Here is an 18,873-nt window from a genome sequence, read left to right on the forward strand (position 1 = left end):
TGATATCTAATTTTTCCTTTATTTTATCATCATCTTTTTTCAAGTTAATGAAATTATGATTTATATAAAATCCATATGCACTTGCATAACCTTCTACAGAAGTTATGCCCTCATCATACCAGATATTATATCCATCATTGTGAAATCTCTCAATTTCCGGAAATACTAAATCTGAATCATCATGAGAATAACTAATGAATATATATGGTTCATCACCTTCATAAGCTGGAAATGGAGCATCATTGATAGGATTAGTATTGATTTTATTTAGTTTTGAATTATTATTCTTTTTATTTGTACCCATTGCCAACACCCATATATTTGTATAATTTTTATTTTATGAAAATAGCTATAAAAAATTATGTATTATTACTAATTGCGCAATTTAGTTTCAAATTTTTGTTTTTTAAAACTAATTATTATACTAATCCAGAATTAGGTCAAATGTATGCAAAGTGAAAACAATAGAATCATATAATTACCTAATTTTCCTAAATACCACCTTTCACCAATTTTTTAAAGATGGTAACACCACTGAATAATTTTTCACAAATAATTTCTACATCAGCCATACTATAATTTATTAATTAATAACTACAAACAATTTAATGTATAAATGATTATAAGTTGGTGAGAATATTAGTGAACTTCCAAAAATTGACTTAGAAAAAACAAAAAATGACATTGTTAACTTCATTAAATCAAAAGTTAACGAATCAAAAACCAATGGTATCGTTATAGGTTTAAGTGGAGGAATAGACTCTACACTTGCAACTTATTTAGCTTGTGAAGCCATTGGAAAAGAAAACGTATTTGGAATTACCTTACCATCCGCTACAACACCGACAGAAGATAAGATTCATGGTATTGAAATAGCTCAAAAACTGGGAATTGATTATGAAGAAATACCAATTGATGGTATTTTAAATGAATTTTTAGCAGTTACCCAACTCGAAAATAATAATTTGGCTATTGGAAACCTTAAAGCAAGAATTAGAATGTCCATCATTTATTATTATGCAAATCAAAAAAATTACCTCGTTTGCGGAACAGGTAATAAAAGCGAAATCCTTATTGGTTATTTTACAAAACATGGAGATGGTGCATGTGATATGGAACCGATTGGAGATTTATACAAAACTGAAGTTTACAAATTAAGTGAATCATTAGGTGTCCAAAAGGAAATACTGAATAAACCTCCACGTGCAGGTCTATGGACCAATCAGACCGATGAAGATGAAATCGGAATGAGCTATGATTTACTTGATCAAATACTTTATCTTTACATCGAAAAAGATATGAAAAACACTGAAATATCTGAAAAAATAAATATTTCTGTAGATAACGTTGATATGATTATTGAAAAAATTAAAAGGAGCGAACACAAAAGTAAAGTTCCGGAAATTCCTCAAAAAACAATCTTATAATGGTGATTTGGTGAGTGAAAATATAGAAAAAAAATGGCAAAAGAAATGGGCTGAGGCAAAACTTTTTGAATCAAACCCTGATGAACGGAAAAAATTATTCCTTACAGTAGCTTTTCCATACCCTAGTGGAGCTATGCATATTGGTCATGGACGTACCTATACCGTGCCGGATGTTTATGCAAGATTTAAAAGAATGGGAGGTTACAATGTATTATTCCCAATGGCATGGCACGTAACTGGTGCACCGGTTATTGGAATCGCAGACAGAATAAAAAGAAAAGATCCATGGACACTTGATTTATATGAAAGAGTTCACGGAGTTCCAAAAGAAACATTACCTCAATTGGAAGACCCCGAATTTATCGTGAAATACTTCTCAACAGAATATCATGAAGTAATGGAAGAAATGGGTTATTCAATTGATTGGAGACGTGAATTTAGAACAATCGACCCAACATACAGAAAATTCATCGAATGGCAAATCACAACCCTTTATGAAAAAGGATTAGTGGCTAAAGGTGAACACCCAGTAAAATACTGTCCAAACTGTGACAATCCTGTAGGAGATCACGATTTGCTTGAGGGTGAAGGGGTTGGAGTTAATGAATTAACTCTTTTAAAATTCCCAATTGAAGACAAAATACTAGTTACTGCAACTTTAAGACCAGAAACCATTGTCGGAGCAACAAATATCTGGTTGAATCCTGATGTTGAATATGTTTTAGTTAATGCTGAAGGAGAAAATTGGGTCATTACTAAAGAAGCTCACTACAACTTACAACACCAAATAAAAGATTTAAAAATCATTTCTGAAATTGACCCTAATGATTTGATTGGTAAAATGGCTACAAATCCATTTACTGGCGATGAACTTCCAATTTTCCCGGCAAGTTTCGTTAGTGAATCATACGGAAGTGGAGTAGTGTTTTCTGAACCTGCAGATGCTCCTGCTGACTACATTGCTCTTCAAGATTTAAAGAAAAATGATGAATTAATAGCCAAATACAATTTAGAAGGCATTATTGAAAATGTTCATCCAATTCCAGTATGTACCCTTAAAGGATACGGTGAAATTCCTGCAGCAGACATCATTGAAAGACTTGGAATTACCGACCAAAATGATGAAAAATTGCATGAAGCTACCAATGAGCTATACAAACAGCAACACAGTAAAGGTACCATAATCGAATCCATACCTGATTTCGGAGGTATGAAAGTTCGTTTTGCCCGTGAAGAGCTAAAAGAAAAATTAATTGCAGACAATATGGCTACAATAATGTATGATTTTGCTGAAAGACCTGTTGTATGCAGATGCGGTAACAACTGTGTTGTAAAAATCATGGATGACCAGTGGTTCATGAAATACGGAAATGAACAATGGACCGAAAAAACCTTAAAAGTCCTTGAAGGAGAAACAGTCATTCCAAAAGAGCTTAAAAATAACTTTGAATATTACATTAACTGGTTAGATGATTGGGCTTGTTCTAGAAAAGTAGGTCTTGGAACAAGACTTCCTTGGGATAATCAATGGTTAATCGAACCTTTAACAGATTCTACAATTTATATGTCCTACTATTCAATAGCTAAATATTTAAAGGACATGAATCCTGATGATTTAAATCTTGCCTTCTTTGATAAGGTTTTACTCAACAAAGATTCCGGAGAAATTACAGTACCTGAAGAAAAAGTTAAGAAAATTCAGGACGAATTCAACTACTGGTACCCTCTTGACTGGAGATTATCCGCAAAAGACCTTGTCGGAAACCACTTAAGCTTTTTGATGTTTGCTCACAGTGCAATTTATCCTGAAGACAAATGGCCTAGAGGAACCGTCGTTTTTGGAATGGGTCTTTTAGAAGGAAACAAAATGTCTTCTTCAAAAGGTAATGTGATTTTATTAAAAGATGCTATTAGAGATTATACCGCAGATGTTGTAAGGCTCTTCCTGATGGCTTCTGCTGAACCATGGCAAGACTTTGACTGGAGGGAAAAAGAGGTTTTAGGAACCAAAAGAAGACTTGAATGGTTTAGAGAATTTGCAGCAAAAGTTGAACAAATCAAAGGTTCACCTTTAGATTTAAGCAACATCAAAGAAGTTGAACTAACCCGTACAATTGATTTGTGGATGATTAGCCAACTTAACCAACATGTTAAAAAATCAACTGAAGCTCTTGAAGTTTTCCAGACAAGACAGGCACTACAAGAATCACTATTCCTGCTTAAAAAGGATGTTGACCACTACTTATACAGAATCAAACATTTAATCGACTCACAGGACCCTGCAATCATTTATGTTTTATCAACAGTACTTGAATCATGGATTAGGCTTTTAGCACCGTTTACACCTCACACTTCAGAGGAGTTATGGTCAAAATATGGTGGCGAAGGATTTGTCAGCGAAGCTTCATGGCCTGAATATGATGAATCATTAGTAAACCCTGAAATCGAAAAATCCGAAGAACTGGTTGAAAACATCATCAAAGACATTGCACACATCAAACAGATGGTTGGAGATGAAGTTGAAAAGATTCACATTTATCTTGCTCCTGACTGGAAATGGGACTTATATAAAATAGCCGATGAAGTTGGAAAACCAGACATCGGCCAGATTATGGGCAGAGCTATTGGAGCTAATATCCACGACGACAAAAAAGAGATTGCTCAAGTAGCTAAAAGAATTGGTAAGGAAATAACTAAAACCCGATATATCGGTAAAATCAATGAAAATGAAATTTTAACTGATGCACTAGACTACATTAAAGAAGAATGTGGAAATGAAGTTATTGTCCATACTGATGACTCATACGACCCACAAAATAAGGCTAGAAATGCTATGCCTTATAAACCTGCACTATTTATGGAATAATTAACTTATTCCAACTATTTTTATTTTTTTAAGCATAACTACTAAAAACGACTATTTTAACAATAATTAACTAATAATTCAAAACATATAATGTTGAGTTATCACCTTCATTTTTTGAAAACTGTTTACAAATGTTTTTTTATAATCAATAATGAAGAGTCATATACTTTTCATCTAATTAAGGATTATGTTAAAAGAAAAGAACATTAAAAAAAATGAACTTAGAATCTAAATTTATATATTTACATTAATTTATATACTATCAAAAATAAAATATTTTTATTCTAATCAAAGAATTGTTTAAATAAAGAAAAGGTGAAAAAAATGGAAATTGGTGAAATTTTTAGTGATGCTTTAATGTATCCATTAAATAATATTAAAGCATTGATAATTTATGTTATATTAGGAATTATCCTTGGAATTGCAATTGCCGGCACTATTGGCGCTATTGCGGCAAGTGCTGCATTGAATAATGTGCTTGCAGCTATTGGATCTGGAGTTATTGGAATTATTATTGCACTTTTAATCGGATTTATGATTAGTGGTTACCAATTAGACATCATAAAATACGGAATTAATAGAGAAGACAGAGGCCCTGAAATCGACTTTGTAAGACAATTCATAAATGGTGTTAAATTATTCGTCGTGAATATTGTATACTTCATTGTACCAATAATTATTGGTGCAATTTTAGCAATTATCTTCCAACACTGGCTATCCAGTGTTTTAACCACAATATTATTTATTATATTTGGTTTAGCCGCAATTATGGGTCAGTGCAGATTAGCTAAAAGTGAAGATTTAATGTATGCTATAAGTATTGGTGAAGCTATTGGCGATATTTCAAAAGTCGGATTTATTAAACTCATAATATTCCTCATTCTCGTTTTCATCCTTGCATTCATATTATCATTCGTTGGATTAGCAATTTCCCAATGGAATGCAACTGTTGGCGGAATAATAATTGGTATTATAGGAGTTTATCTTACTTTCTTCGTTGCTAGAGCAACAGGTTTATTATACTCTGGAGTATAAATAAACCTCCTTTTTTCTTTTTTTTAGATGCATCACTTACATCTAAAATTACTAACTAATCACCAGCATCATTTATATTGCTTAAAACTATCACGAAAATTAAACTCAATTGTGCTTGCAGCCGTTTATGGGCCCGATTAAACTAATAAATTACAGGAAATTTTTGAAATCCTCACAAAATTATACAATTGAGATTCATCAGAGAAAATTTGTTCTTTCCTTTGCACAATATTTAAAGAAAATTAATTTACCACAGCCAGACCCCATTACTCCCAATCAAAAAAAAAGCATTTAAAGAAATTAAAAATGAGATAATGAAATAATCATCTCATATACAAAATATATTTTCCAAATCTTGGAATTCTATAAATAATTACTGTAGCAGCATAACTGAATATTATCAATAAAATCCAAAGAATTATAGCTTTAACAGGTTCTGTGAATGGTAACCGAACAACAAGTGGAAGTAAAGGCAATCTAAACAAGTTATGCACTAAAAACACTGCAAAGGAATATTTGGATAAAAAGGTAACCAGTGGATATGCCCTAACCTTGCCCATCCTGGAACATAATTCAAACAATGCAAATGAACCGGTTAAAACAAATGGGAATTCATACCACAATTTGAAATCATATCCCTTTGTAAATGCATAATACTGGAATAATAAACAAACCATGAATGATATAAGTGCTATTAATCCTAATTTTATACTATCAAAGTGTTTAAACTGTCCTTTTTTAACAAGATATCCCAAAATGATATAGATTCCATAAACTCCACCACTGAATCCAAGGCAATACTGGAGAGTTACATCTGGAATACCCTGCATATCCAATACTAAAGTAATAAACGGCAGTATGAACGCTAAAAGTGAAAATACAATAGTTGCCTGCCACACAGTATCGCTGCCAAATCGCTCAAGGGCTGTCGAAACAAAAGGCATAGACAGATACATCCCAATAATCATCGGCATATACCACATATGACTGAAGAATAATGTTCCTGCCTCGGCAAAATTAACCTGGCTGCTTCCAACAGTAATAAACTGCAGGCTAATTGCATAAATTACCGACCAAATAATGGTGACAACTATTAAACCCTTACAATTTTTAGTCCAAAACTTACGTACGCGCTCATCATCGTAAGATCTATCGAGTAACAGATAACCTGTAATCATTAAAAAAAATGGAACCCCAATACGTCCAATAAATAATGATGCAAATTCAAACACCCTTGAAAAGACTGTGTGATTTAATATTGCATCAGATGAGATGATATAAATCCCATCCGTAGCATGAATATATAAAACAGTTAAAATAGCTATTGCACGTACCAAATCAATCCATTCGACTCTAGTTTTACTCATCAATTTTCTCCATTAAATATTCAGTTGAATATTCTCTACAATAATATTAAATCTTAAAAATATATAAAAATTGGGCTTTTTCCTTAAATATTAAATATTCAATTAAATAAAATTATAATTTAATTAAATTATTTTAACGGTGAATTTTATGGCAAATAAATATTTAGCTGCAATTTTATCTTTTGTTATTCCAGGTTTAGGCCAGGCTTACGCAGGAAATATCAAAAAGGGTATAGCCTATTTCCTTGTTGCATTTATTGCCGTGGGAATTATCGGAGGAATTTTTGTTGACTCCGTTTTAAATTCATTTTATTACATTATTGATATTCTAATAAGCATTTATGCAGCCTATGATGCTTATTTGATGGCAAAAGATTAGTTTTGATTCTTTGTGGATTTGGAACCCCCAAATACCTTTTGGACCACCCCATCCTATAAGAGGATGGGGATTCCTGATTTTTTTTCACTTAATAGGTTAATTAAGTATTTTTCAGGCTATCTCCGTTGAACCAGCGGTTTAGAATATTAATTGCTGCATTTATGTCTCTATTAAGTATTTTTCCGCATTTTGGACACTTCCAGTTGCGTTTTTTAACTTCCAAATCTTGTTTTATGTGTCCGCAGTGGTGGCATGTTCGGCTGGTGTTATGTGGTTTTACGAATTGTACGTCGTCTGCTGTGGGTTTGTAGATTTGAAATTTGTCTTTTAGTCTTTTTATGAATCGCGATAGGGGAAAAACCATGTTTTCCTCTCCTCCGATTAAAATCTTGATAGATGAGTAGTTTTCTTCAAAGACTACGGCATCATATTCTTTGACTAGATTGTAGGTTAATTTTTCAATGTAGTCTTTTAATTGATTGGTTCTTTTGTTGTACCATTTTTGTAGTCTTTTTTGTATTTTTTTAAATCTTTTGCTTCTTTTTCTGCATTTAGACATTAATCTGTTGATTTTTTTGACCATTTGGTTTTCATGATCAATATCAAAGAATTCTTTTTGTCCTTCGCTTGTGACTAACCATCCGTTTTTATTGGAATTGACATCACAGCCAATATGTTTATCTGTTAATGGTAATTGTTCTGGTGGATTAGTTTCTACGTTGAATGATGCATAGTGATTTAATCCATCATAATATACTGTAATGTTATTGAATTTAGTATCAGTACTGTTTAATAAATCCAGGTATTCAACGCTTGTGCTGAAGAGTATTTTTCCATGTTTTCTTAAAGTTACGGTGTTGTTTTCTACTGGTCTTTTGTCTTGTCGGATAGTTTGTCTGAAACTTGGTCGTGTTTTCTTTTTAGAGTGGAAAATTGGAGGATTATGCTTTTTACTTTTAAAACTGTTTGTAAAAGCTTTATGTAAATCATCACGGACCTGTTGCAAACTTGTAGACTCCATTTCACCCAGATAAGGCAATTCATCTCGAGATTCCTTTAAAAATTGATTTAATTCTTTTTTAGTGGGAATTTTATTAGAATCACCATACTTGGATTTATATTTATTTAAAAGTTCATTATGGATTTTACGGGTACAACCATAGTTCTTTTTAAACATAACTTCTTGTTCGGGAGTTAAATGAAGTTTAACAACCACACCACAAATATATTCACCCATAAAAATTCACATCCACCAAAAGTCCATATAATAGTTTTTTTTCATCCCTAAAAATGAAAACATTCTACTCTTTTTTAAAACAACAATTAAAATTACTATTAATTGAATAATATATCCTTTGCAATTACTTTTAAATAAAAATTAAGTAAGAGCATTTGAAGTAATGAAATAACGAACTCAGAGCAATTTTACAAACTCAAAGCAATATTTTATAAACCACAACAAAAAAAAAGTAATACTGAACAAAAAACCATGACCTAAAATAACCTCCAAAAACACAACATTAATTAAAAAAAAAATAGTACACCCAATAGTGCAATTCATCCCCAACTTCAGAAGTTGGGGTATTCTTGCATTTTTAAGATAAAAATTAAATGCATTTTCAACTTTCCACTATCAGAAGATGGGTCAATGCAATTTCCATGAAAAATGTCGTAATATACCCCATAATACAAATCGGAGATTATGAGAATAGCGAAACTAATAATGTCATTAGTGAAAAACAAATGTAAATTCTCATTAAAGTTTAAAATCATTTCTTCAAGCTTAAATGTGGAAATTTATACACGTAGATACAATAGCCAATGAAAGTGCTTGAATTAAATCATGAAAAAAGATAAAATTAGTTCAATAGCATATCCTACTCATTAAATTATAGTTTCCGTGCAAACATCAAATACCCGCTATGACCTACCATACGTGTTTTTGGCCTTACACCCTGAGTTCTAACCTCAAGACCTCTTTCCAGAAGTTCAATGATTTCAATATCATAAAATCCAAGTTTTTTAGCGACACGATAAGATGTTTCAGCCTGATCTATATATGGAGCATAAACCGCCAGCCACCCGCCAACATTTAATGAGTCCCAAACATCTTCAAATATTTCAAACGGCTTTGGAAGGTCTAAAAAAATCAAATCCAAATTATTTTCTTCAATACCTTCCTTAATATTTTGATTTTTGACCTCAATATTTGCAATTCCAAAGTTATCAATGTTTTTCTTAGCAACTTGAGCAAAATCCTCTCGGATTTCATAAGTGAAAACCTGACCTTCAGGTCCAACGACATTCCCGAAATTAAGTGCAATAGCTCCAGCGCCAGTTCCTGCATCCACCACTTTTGATCCTGCACCCAAACCAGTATGTGCTAAAACCTGTCCAATATCTTTTTGGATAAGTATTGAACAACGTCTATCCATTATATCAATGAAGTCATTAACATTCGGCTTCATGATTTTAAATGTGTGGTCAAGATGACTTTTAACTTCATCACCAATTTCGGCATTGTCTAAAACATCTGCTTTGATAATTCCCAAATCACTTTGAAATTCGGCTCCAGGTTTTAAGACATACTTTTTTCCACGTTCATCTAAAATCATTTTCATATTATACACCTAATTTTCAAGTTCTGCTAATCTTTTTACTCTCTTTAATGAATCCGGATGGGTGGACAATAATTCCATAAGCCCATTCTTTCTGGAAATTTTAACATCTGAAGTAGCTAACTTTCTTAACTCATCATCAGAAATTCTTCCATCACCGTCAAAGTCAATTTGCTGGAAATCGTTAATATCATGTTTTGCATTGTTGATGTCGTTTACAAAGAATGCTCGATTAGTATTTAAATCATCAATGGTTTCTTTACTGCATCTTGTTGCACCATAGGACAATTTGTAAAGTGCTGATACTAAAGCTGCTGGTCTGTTTCCATATTCAACACTTGCCTCATCGGCATAATATTCTCTTGTTCTTGAGATGAACAATACCAGTAGCTGGCCTATCAGGTAAAATAAATAACCAACAATTCCAATTATAATGGTTGCGCCATTATCCCTATCCCCGGAAAACATGAAAGACAGTGCGATATAATAACAAATCATTGGAATTACACTTACTGCAGCTGTTACAATCATGTCATTGTGCTTAATATGACCCATTTCATGACCTAAAACTGCTTTTAGCTCATCACGGTCAAGAAGTCCCAGAATCGGACGGGTGATTGCAATGTATCCGCTTCTGCTGGATCTGCCATAAGCAAATGCATTTGGAATATTTATTTCAGACAAACCGATTTCAGGTTTAGGAACACCTGCTGCATCAGCCAACTCCTGAACCATTTGATGGATATGAGGTGCTTCAGCTTCAGACAATGGCCTTACATTCATTGAACGTTTAACAAGACTTGGCCCAAACCAATACTGTAAAAATACAATTACTATACTCACTCCTGCATACAGTCTCCAGCTGCTTATTCCCAGATACCATCCAACAATCATTATCAGGAAATAGATGATTGTAAACATTAAAACGGATGTGAGAATCATTCTCAATTTAAGTTTCCATGTACCTTTCATTCTTACACCTTCACCATTATATGATATTACTTTTCAATTACTCTCTCAATTGAATTATATATAATATTTTCACATATAAAAACATTAACCAACAAGTTAATTATTAACAAAAAACATATCAAATTACAGTAAAATAATGGTGATTTAATGACTGGACCATGGGTAGAAAAATATAGACCGCAAACATTAGACGATATTGTAGGACAAAAACAAATCATTGCAAGACTTGAAAAATACGTTGGCGAAGGAAGCATGCCTAATTTAATGTTTACAGGACCAGCAGGTGTTGGAAAAACCACAACTGCTTTGGCTTTAGTAAAATCCATTTTAGGAGAGTACTGGAGACAAAACTTCCTCGAGTTAAACGCATCTGATGCAAGGGGAATCGAAACTGTAAGAAACAACATCAAAAACTTCTGCAGATTAAAACCTGTCGGCGCTCCATTTAGAATAATCTTTTTAGATGAAGTGGACAACATGACCAAAGATGCTCAGCATGCTTTAAGGCGTGAAATGGAAATGTATACAAAAACTGCCTCATTCATACTTTCATGTAACTATTCTTCCAAAATTATTGATCCTATCCAGTCAAGATGTGCAATATTCAGATTTGCACCGATTAAAGGTGAAGAAATAGCTGAAAGATTAAGATTCATATGTGAAAATGAAGGATTTGAAGCTGATGATAAAGGCCTTGAAACCATAGTTTATTTTGCTGAAGGAGATATGCGTAAGGCTGTTAATGTCCTACAGGCAGCTGCAAGCGAAGGAGAAACAATAACTGAAGATTCAATTTACGAAGTCATTTCCAAAGCAAAGCCTCAAGACATCGGAAACATGATTAACAAGGCATTGATGGGTGACTTTTTAGGTGCAAGAAATATTTTAAGAGAAACCATGGTTTTACAGGGAACAAGTGGAGAAGATATGGTAAGTCAGATTTATTCAGATGTTTCCAAAAGAGTATCTGAAGGAAAAATGGAAGCTGATTTTTATATTGATTTAATAGAAGCAATAGCAGATTGTGACTTCAGAATAAGGGAAGGAGCAAACCCAAGAATCCAACTTGAAGCTTTATTAACTAAATTCATTTAAGGTATTGAAATGTTATGGACTGACAAATACCGACCTCAAACCTTGGATGAAGTGGTTGGTAACAATAAAGAGAAAAAAATAATTACCAATTGGGTTAATAACTGGAAAAGCGGTAACCCCCAGCAGCCATTACTGTTAGTTGGGCCTCCAGGAATTGGAAAGACAACACTTGCACTCGTAATTGCAAAAGAGTTTTCAGAATCAATTGAGCTAAATGCAAGTGATAAACGTTCCCAAGACATTATTAAAAGTACAATAGGGGAATCTTCATCTTCCAGATCCCTTTTTGGGGACGAATACAAATTAATTATAATGGACGAAGTTGATGGAATCCATGGAACCAACGACCGTGGCGGAGTCAAAGCCATTGGGGACATCATTAAAAATTCCAAACATCCCATGATCTTAATAGCCAATGATTTTTATTCAAAAAGATTACAGTCAATTAAACCAAAATGTACAGTAATTAAAATGGCTAAAGTAAGAAGTCCAAGTATCAGGAAAGCTTTAAGAGAAATATCACAAAAAGAAGAAATTAAAGCTAATCCAAAGGCTCTTGATTTAATAGCTAAAAAATCAAATGGAGATATGCGTTCAGCAATTAACACTCTACAAGCATTATCCGACAAGGAAAATATATTAGAACCATCCGATGTTGAAAATCTAAGAACAAAAGACGATAGGTCAGATATTTTCAACGCAATAACTGGTGTTTTAAAAAGTAAAAATCCGCAACATGTAAGAGAAGCTTTAAGGGTTGATGAAGACCCGACACTCGTTATGGAATACATTACCGAAAACATTCCAAGAGAATACGCTAAGAAAAATGAAATTAAAAAAGCATATGAAAATATCGCTAAAGCAGACCTCTACTTTGGAAGAGCACAAAGGAGTAGAAATTATGGTTACTGGAAATATGCAAGCGACTTTATGGGAATTGGAGTAAGCAGTTCTAAAAAAGAAACCTATAAAAAGTTCACAAAAATACAAACACCAACCATTTTCACATTAATGGGGCGTAACAGAGGTAAAAGAAATCTAAGAGATGGAATTGCTGAGAAAATGTCACAAAAAATGCATGTTTCACACTCAATAGCAATTGCAATGTTTCCATATCTCGAGATAATGTTTAACAATGATGAACTCGCTTGGGAAATTTCTGACTTTTTGGAACTTGAAGACAACGAAATAAAAAGATTTAGGAAAAAGAAAATACCTAAAAAAGTTGTAACAAAAATGGAAAAAAGAAAAGCTCAAATGAGAGTTGAAGAGCGCGATAGAAGATTTGAAGAACTTCAAAATCAAATGCTAAATGCTCCTGAAGAAATTGAAATATCCGAATCAACTGAAGAGGAACTTCCATTTGAAATTACTGGCCTGGACAGTGAAGAAGAACCTGTAAATGAAGAGCCGCTTCCTGTTGACATTCCTAAAAAAGAAGAAGTTGAAGAAGATATTGAAGATGAAAAAGAAGAGAAACCTAAAAAGAAAACTGACAAGCAAGTTTCACTTTTCAGTTTCTAGTTTGTTTACCAATATATTCTGATGCCTTTAAAACATTTTCCCTATACTGAGGAGCTACATCTTCTAAAAACTCCATGAAAGAGGTAGCTAACTCATCATTATTTTTATTTTTAATTATATTTTTTCCGTCCATCTCTAAAAAGGAGTTAATCCATTCCAAAGGAACGTTAATTAAAGGAAAAATTTCATCATTATCATCATCAAAAGTCAATTCGTTACCGCTGAAGATTTCAGAAAAAATCTGATTTACCTTATCGTCTAGGATAATCGGGTTAACAAGCAAATCATAACTTCCTTCATAAACCAATTCAACACCATATTTTCGTGTATACGGTTCCATAATCAACTCTATGATGAAATTATCTTCAGGGACCAATATCTTTGAATTTGGTTTGATTTGCAATGCTAAGGTTCTTGATGATTTAGTGCAAATTTTTTGAAACAATGAGTTTCTAACAACCTCAATTTCAGCATATTGCTTTTTAAAGGTTGCTTCACGAGTTCTTGAAAACTTTGAAAATCTTAAGTTGTTAATGTAAATTCTATTTGGAGTATATGAAATAAAACGAGTGTCCACACCGATTATTTTCAGAAATTTCAGCACATCCCTTTTGGATGTTGTAAATTCCTCCTTTTGATTATTCGAATCAGATATGTTAAAAATCAAATCCATATTATCTTCCCAAATATTCATTAAGTGCTTTTTCCATTACATCAATTGGAGCATCTCTGCCCGTCCAGATTTTAAAGCTTTCTGCACCTTGATAGAGTAACATTTTAATTCCGTAAATCGGTTTTGCATCTGCTTTAATTGCTTCCTTTATCAAAACCGTTTCATTAGGATTGTAGACCGCATCAAAAACAACCAAATCCTCATGCATTGCATCAGCTTTAGCGATAGGTTCATCATCAATATGAGGATCCATTCCCAAAGGGGTTGTGTCAACAAGAATATCTGCATCCTTCAAGTAAGTATTAATCTCAGAAATGGAATCTGATTTAACATCACCTATCAAATCGGATGCCAAAATATCTCTTGCCAAGTTTTGAGCCTTATCGAGATTTCTGTTGAGTATTGTCAGGGAACTGGCGCCGAATTTTGAAAGGTAAAAAGAAATAGCTCTTGAAGCACCTCCTGCACCTGCAACAACAACATTTTTGTTTTCAATTGAAGTAACTTCCTCAATTGCCCTCACAGCACCTATTCCATCAGTATTGTATCCTTTTAGATTTTTAAAATCTATTGTATTTACAGCACCAATCAATCGAGCAACTTCGTCCAGCTCATCCAAATGCTGCATCACTTCAATCTTGTGGGGAATGGTAACATTAAAACCTTTAATGTTTAAAGCATCAGCTCCTTCAATGGCTGATTTTAAATCATTTGGATTTACATCAAAAGCAACATAAGCATAATCCATTCCCAAGCTTTCAAATGCAGCATTATGCATTGGCGGTGAAAAGCTATGTTCAACAGGATGGCCTATCAAACCTACAATATTTGTACTTCCTTTAATATTCATATAATAATAATTGATTCATATTATAATAAAAACTTTTTAGTTTCCTCATCAAATTTGTTGTAATCTGACTTGAACAACTTGTCTTGAACCGGTCTGAACATTTCATCTTCTCAAGTTCACCTTCTCGAACTATATTTTCGAAATGCATTGAAATATTTGGTCCAGTAGTTGCAAAAATCTCAGCAACAACTTTTCTACTAGCCCAAAGAGTTTCATCGCCAATGATGAATTTTCTTTCAACAGCACCTTCTTCACTTTGATACAGCAGAGTATCTACTAATCTATATTTTACCATAATAATCCTCACAGAGTTTAATTTAATTAAATAATTCATTACAAAATAATTAAAACTAATCAAAGTGCAAAAATATGCAAAAACACAAATACACAAAAGCACACTTCCAAAAAATATATTAAAATTACAAACTAAATTGATTAACAGAAAAAATAACAAAAGATTATATAAATTCTAAAGAACATATTTTAATTATAATAAATTTATTGATAGGAGAGTAAAAATGGAATTTACAAGACCTAGAGGTACAAGAGATTTCTTATTTGATGAAATGAGACAGAGAAAAAAAGCAGAAAGTACCTTAAGAAACATATTCGAAAATTACGGTTATCAAGAGATTAAAACCCCATTATTTGAAGAGTTAAAGTTATTTACAACCAAATCCGGAGAGGAAATTGTCAACCAATTATACAATTTCAAAGACAAATCAGACAGAGAATTGACTCTAAGACCTGAAATAACCGCTCCAGTTGCAAGATTATACTTAAACGAACTTGAAAAAACTTCAGCAAAACCAATCAAACTTTATTACTATGGAAGCTGTTTTAGATATGAAAGACCTCAAAAAGGAAGATTCAGACAGTTTTGGCAATTCGGCTGCGAATTGATTGGAGCCAATTCCCCTCAGGGTGAAGCGGAAGTCATTGCACTTTGTACCGATGCAATAAATGCCTTGGGCATCACTACAGCCGACGTTAATCTCAACCACTTGGGAATCATCAGAGGACTGTTCAAGCACTTCAATATCTCACAGGAAACCCAAAGGGAAATAATGGTCGTTATCGATAAGGGAGATAAGGAGTTATTGATTGAATCCTTAAGCGGAGATGAACCTGTCATTGACAATGATGAATTAAATCAAATATTGTTGAAATTGATTGATATGGTTGGAGACAAATCCCTCTTAAGTGATGTTGAAGAGCTTATTGCCCCTTATGAAGAACCTAAAGAAGCACTAGATGAGTTTAAACAATTAATAGACCTCCTCGAAGCTTTCGATGTAAACAACTACACATTGAACCTCGGCGTTGCAAGAGGCCTTGACTACTACACCGGAATAGTGTTTGAAATTTATGTTCCACAGCTCGGTGCGCAAAAGCAAATATGCGGAGGAGGATCATACAACCTAGTGAAACTCTTCGGAGGCCAGGAAGTTGAATCAACCGGTTTTGCACTTGGTTTTGACAGATTGATGAATGCAATAGAAGAGCTTACCGACCCAGAAGAGTTGCCTTCACATTTGGACATTTATGTTGCACCGATTTCAGACAGTGTAAGACCTAAAGCCTATGAAATCACACAGCTTTTGAGAAAAAACAACATAAAGGCAGATGTTGACTTGAACGGTAAGAAATTCAAAAAACTAATGAACCATGCCGATAAGATAAAAGTCTCAAAAATTGCCATCATAGGTGAAAACGACCTTAAGGAAAATAAGATTACAATCAAGGACATGGTCAGCGGAAACCAGGAACTTGTTGACATTGACGACATTATAGAATACATAAAAGGTGAGTAATATGGAAATAAACTTCAGACATGAAATCAACGGCATGAAAGTCATTACAGCCATTGCACAGGATGCTGATACCAACCAGATTTTAATGTTAGCAAATATGAATAAGGAAGCGCTCCAAAAAACAATTGAAACAGGTAAAGCTCACTACTGGAGCACTTCAAGAAATAAAATATGGCTAAAAGGAGAAAGTTCAGGCCACTTTCAAATTGTTAAAGAGATTCTTGTTGACTGTGATATGGATGCAATAGTTTTGAAAATAAAGCAGGAAGGTGTTGCATGCCATGAAGGATATCTTTCATGCTTTTTTAGAAAATTAAATACTGATAATGTTGACATTGAAGACTTAAAGGAAGATGACTTGGAAGTCATTCTGGAAAGACTTGTAAACCCTGATGATGTGTATTGAAATGAAACGTATAATTCCCGACACAAGTGCTGTCATAATAGGTGCGATAAGTGAAATCATTGAAAAGGAAGACCTGGACTATCCGGAAGTCATTGTACCTGAGGCGGTTGTCTGTGAACTTGAGCATCAGGCCAATGCCAATAGAAGTGAAGGCAGAAAAGGTCTTAAAGAGCTTCAAAAATTACAACGCTTACAATATGAAGGTGAACTGGCAGTTAGCTTTAAGGGTAGGCGTCCCACAAACTATGACATCAAATATGCTAAAAGCGGCGAGATTGATGGTATTATCCGTGATCTGGCAAGATCAGAGATGGGCACATTATTAACAAATGATAAGGTACAGGCAGAAACTGCAAAAGCGCAGGGAATTCCGGTTTACTTTTATGAACAAAAATATGTTGAAAAAGCACTGTCAATTGAAAAGTTCTTTGATGATGAAACAATGTCAGTGCATTTAAAGGAAAATGTTTGTCCGATGGCTAAAAAAGGAACTCCAGGACACATTGACTTTGTTGAACTTGAAGATAAACCTTATTCATATGCAAAAATTCATGATATTGTAGATGAGATTCTAGATAAGGCAAACAGCGATTCAAAAACCTATTTGGAATCTGCAAAAGAAGGATCATTTGTCGTGCAATCAAGAGAATATAGAATTTCAATAGCTTATCCTCCATTTTCAGAAGGTCTGGAAATCACTGCAGTAAGACCTGTTGCCAATATCGATTTGGATGAATATCACCTTTCAGACAAACTGCTTGAAAGAATAAGAACCAATGCTGAAGGAATCCTGATTTCAGGTTCTCCGGGGGCCGGAAAATCCACATTCGTACAGGCCATTGCAAAATACTACTCATCAAAACTGAATAAAATTGTAAAGACAATGGAATCTCCAAGGGATTTGCAGCTTCCGGATGAAATAACACAATACAGTCCACTGGAAGGCAGCATGGAAAATACTGCAGATGTGTTATTGCTTGTAAGACCGGACTATACAATTTATGACGAACTTAGAAAAAATACAGACTTCAACATCTTTGCAGACATGAGATTGGCAGGTGTTGGAATGATTGGTGTAGTCCATGCAACCCGTCCAATCGATGCAATTCAGAGGATTGCTTCAAGAGTTGAACTGGGAGTAATTCCATCAATCGTCGATACAAGCATCTACATTGAGAATGGTAAAGTTACAAGCGTTTATGAGACAAAAATGACTGTTAAGGTTCCAAGCGGTATGAAAGAAGCGGATCTTGCAAGACCTGTCATTGAGGTTCGTGACTTTGAAACCGGAGAACTCAAAAACGAAATTTACACATACGGTGAACAGACCATTGTAATGGATATGGACTTAGTGAATGGAACTGAAAGCGGTGAAAAACAAAAATCATCTGTTGATAAAATTGCCGAAAAAGAAATTTTAAGAAAAATCAAAAGAATTCTTCCTAAAAAATGCAAAGTGGATGTTGAAGTGATTTCCCCCGAAAGGGCAAATATCTACATACCTGACGAATATGTTCCAAAAATCATCGGTAAAAACGGTAAAAGAATAGCTGAAATTGAAGATGAAATTGGAATCAGTCTTGGAGTGGAAGTAATTGATGAAAAACCTGTTAATAAAGCTCCATTTGAAGTGGATATTGTTCACACCAGAAAACAGCTGATTTTAGATTTGGGAAGAGAAAACGGAAGGCAAAACTTTGATGTTTACATTGAAGGAGAATACTTGCTTACTGCAACCACCTCAAAAAAAGGTGAAATTAAAATTAAAAAAGGAATTGAACTATCCGATTTCATTATAGAGGCTATTGAAATGGGATTAAAAATTACTGCTACAAGAAAGTGATAAC

Annotated in this window: 17 protein-coding genes; 9 read left to right on the forward strand and 8 right to left on the reverse strand. The window is 33.6% G+C overall.

Annotated elements, in window-relative coordinates:
• Positions 1–304 (reverse strand): hypothetical protein (locus Q4Q55_RS01585; protein ID WP_303371063.1); only part of this gene is annotated, 304 nt, incomplete at its 3' end.
• A gap of 352 nt (positions 305–656) precedes the next feature.
• Here Q4Q55_RS01585 and Q4Q55_RS01590 point away from each other — a divergent pair.
• The 3 genes from Q4Q55_RS01590 (at position 657) to Q4Q55_RS01600 (ending at position 5,328) form a co-directional block, all read left to right on the forward strand.
• Positions 657–1,427, forward strand: a complete 771-nt coding sequence (locus Q4Q55_RS01590; RefSeq protein WP_303371097.1) for an NAD+ synthase — start codon at positions 657–659, stop codon at positions 1,425–1,427.
• A gap of 10 nt (positions 1,428–1,437) precedes the next feature.
• Entirely contained in the window at positions 1,438–4,293 is a 2,856-nt protein-coding gene (gene leuS, locus Q4Q55_RS01595; protein WP_303371064.1) for a leucine--tRNA ligase, read from the forward strand.
• Between the two features lie 324 nt (positions 4,294–4,617).
• The gene (locus tag Q4Q55_RS01600; RefSeq protein WP_303371065.1) at positions 4,618–5,328 is read left to right on the forward strand and encodes a DUF4013 domain-containing protein; all 711 of its coding nucleotides are present in this window, start codon (positions 4,618–4,620) and stop codon (positions 5,326–5,328) included.
• 323 nt (positions 5,329–5,651) lie between these two features.
• Here Q4Q55_RS01600 and Q4Q55_RS01605 read toward each other — a convergent pair whose 3' ends face one another.
• Positions 5,652–6,695 carry an acyltransferase gene (locus Q4Q55_RS01605; RefSeq protein WP_303371066.1) on the reverse strand — a complete coding sequence of 348 codons (1,044 nt, stop codon included), beginning with the start codon at positions 6,693–6,695 and terminating at the stop codon, positions 5,652–5,654.
• Positions 6,696–6,843: 148 nt separating this feature from the next.
• Here Q4Q55_RS01605 and Q4Q55_RS01610 point away from each other — a divergent pair, with 148 nt between their 5' ends.
• Positions 6,844–7,074 carry a hypothetical protein gene (locus Q4Q55_RS01610; protein WP_303371067.1) on the forward strand — a complete coding sequence of 77 codons (231 nt, stop codon included), beginning with the start codon at positions 6,844–6,846 and terminating at the stop codon, positions 7,072–7,074.
• 100 nt (positions 7,075–7,174) lie between these two features.
• On the opposite strand, the gene Q4Q55_RS01615 is transcribed toward Q4Q55_RS01610, so the two are convergent.
• The 3 genes from Q4Q55_RS01615 to Q4Q55_RS01625 all read right to left on the reverse strand — a co-directional run bounded on the left by Q4Q55_RS01615 (position 7,175) and on the right by Q4Q55_RS01625 (position 10,664).
• A complete protein-coding gene (locus Q4Q55_RS01615) occupies positions 7,175–8,311 on the reverse strand; it encodes a transposase (protein ID WP_303371068.1) in 1,137 nt (378 codons plus the stop codon).
• A gap of 652 nt (positions 8,312–8,963) precedes the next feature.
• The gene (locus tag Q4Q55_RS01620; RefSeq protein WP_303371069.1) at positions 8,964–9,695 is read right to left on the reverse strand and encodes a tRNA (adenine-N1)-methyltransferase; all 732 of its coding nucleotides are present in this window, start codon (positions 9,693–9,695) and stop codon (positions 8,964–8,966) included.
• Between the two features lie 9 nt (positions 9,696–9,704).
• Entirely contained in the window at positions 9,705–10,664 is a 960-nt protein-coding gene (locus Q4Q55_RS01625) for a zinc metalloprotease HtpX (RefSeq protein ID WP_303371070.1), read from the reverse strand.
• Positions 10,665–10,811: 147 nt separating this feature from the next.
• Here Q4Q55_RS01625 and Q4Q55_RS01630 point away from each other — a divergent pair, with 147 nt between their 5' ends.
• The gene (locus tag Q4Q55_RS01630) at positions 10,812–11,759 is read left to right on the forward strand and encodes a replication factor C small subunit (protein ID WP_303371071.1); all 948 of its coding nucleotides are present in this window, start codon (positions 10,812–10,814) and stop codon (positions 11,757–11,759) included.
• Between the two features lie 9 nt (positions 11,760–11,768).
• Positions 11,769–13,283 (forward strand): replication factor C large subunit, encoded by a 1,515-nt coding sequence (locus Q4Q55_RS01635; RefSeq protein ID WP_303371072.1) that lies wholly within the window; start codon positions 11,769–11,771, stop codon positions 13,281–13,283.
• Here Q4Q55_RS01635 and Q4Q55_RS01640 read toward each other — a convergent pair.
• Genes Q4Q55_RS01640 through Q4Q55_RS01650 form a run of 3 tightly spaced genes read right to left on the reverse strand, consistent with a single transcriptional unit; the run spans position 13,273 to position 15,101 of the window.
• Entirely contained in the window at positions 13,273–13,956 is a 684-nt protein-coding gene (locus Q4Q55_RS01640; protein WP_303371073.1) for an ATPase, read from the reverse strand. The two genes, Q4Q55_RS01635 and Q4Q55_RS01640, sit on opposite strands and share 11 nt — an antisense overlap.
• Position 13,957: 1 nt before the next feature.
• Positions 13,958–14,806, reverse strand: a complete 849-nt coding sequence (locus Q4Q55_RS01645) for a shikimate dehydrogenase (protein WP_303371074.1) — start codon at positions 14,804–14,806, stop codon at positions 13,958–13,960.
• A complete protein-coding gene (locus Q4Q55_RS01650; protein ID WP_303371075.1) occupies positions 14,796–15,101 on the reverse strand; it encodes a hypothetical protein in 306 nt (101 codons plus the stop codon). The genes Q4Q55_RS01645 and Q4Q55_RS01650 overlap by 11 nt, the downstream gene beginning before the upstream one ends.
• Positions 15,102–15,324: 223 nt before the next feature.
• Here Q4Q55_RS01650 and hisS point away from each other — a divergent pair, with 223 nt between their 5' ends.
• From hisS to Q4Q55_RS01665, 3 genes are read left to right on the forward strand one after another with little or no spacing between them, the layout of a single operon-like run.
• Positions 15,325–16,620: a histidine--tRNA ligase gene (hisS, locus tag Q4Q55_RS01655; RefSeq protein ID WP_303371076.1), complete on the forward strand. Its 1,296-nt coding sequence runs from the start codon at positions 15,325–15,327 to the stop codon at positions 16,618–16,620.
• 1 nt (position 16,621) lies between these two features.
• Positions 16,622–17,026: a phosphoribosyl-AMP cyclohydrolase gene (hisI, locus tag Q4Q55_RS01660; protein ID WP_303371077.1), complete on the forward strand. Its 405-nt coding sequence runs from the start codon at positions 16,622–16,624 to the stop codon at positions 17,024–17,026.
• Between the two features lies 1 nt (position 17,027).
• A complete protein-coding gene (locus Q4Q55_RS01665) occupies positions 17,028–18,869 on the forward strand; it encodes a PINc/VapC family ATPase (RefSeq protein WP_303371078.1) in 1,842 nt (613 codons plus the stop codon).
• Positions 18,870–18,873: the final 4 nt, after the last annotated feature.

Origin of the sequence: Methanobrevibacter sp. (assembly GCF_030539555.1) — an archaeon.
Taxonomy (GTDB): Archaea; Methanobacteriota; Methanobacteria; order Methanobacteriales; family Methanobacteriaceae; genus Methanocatella.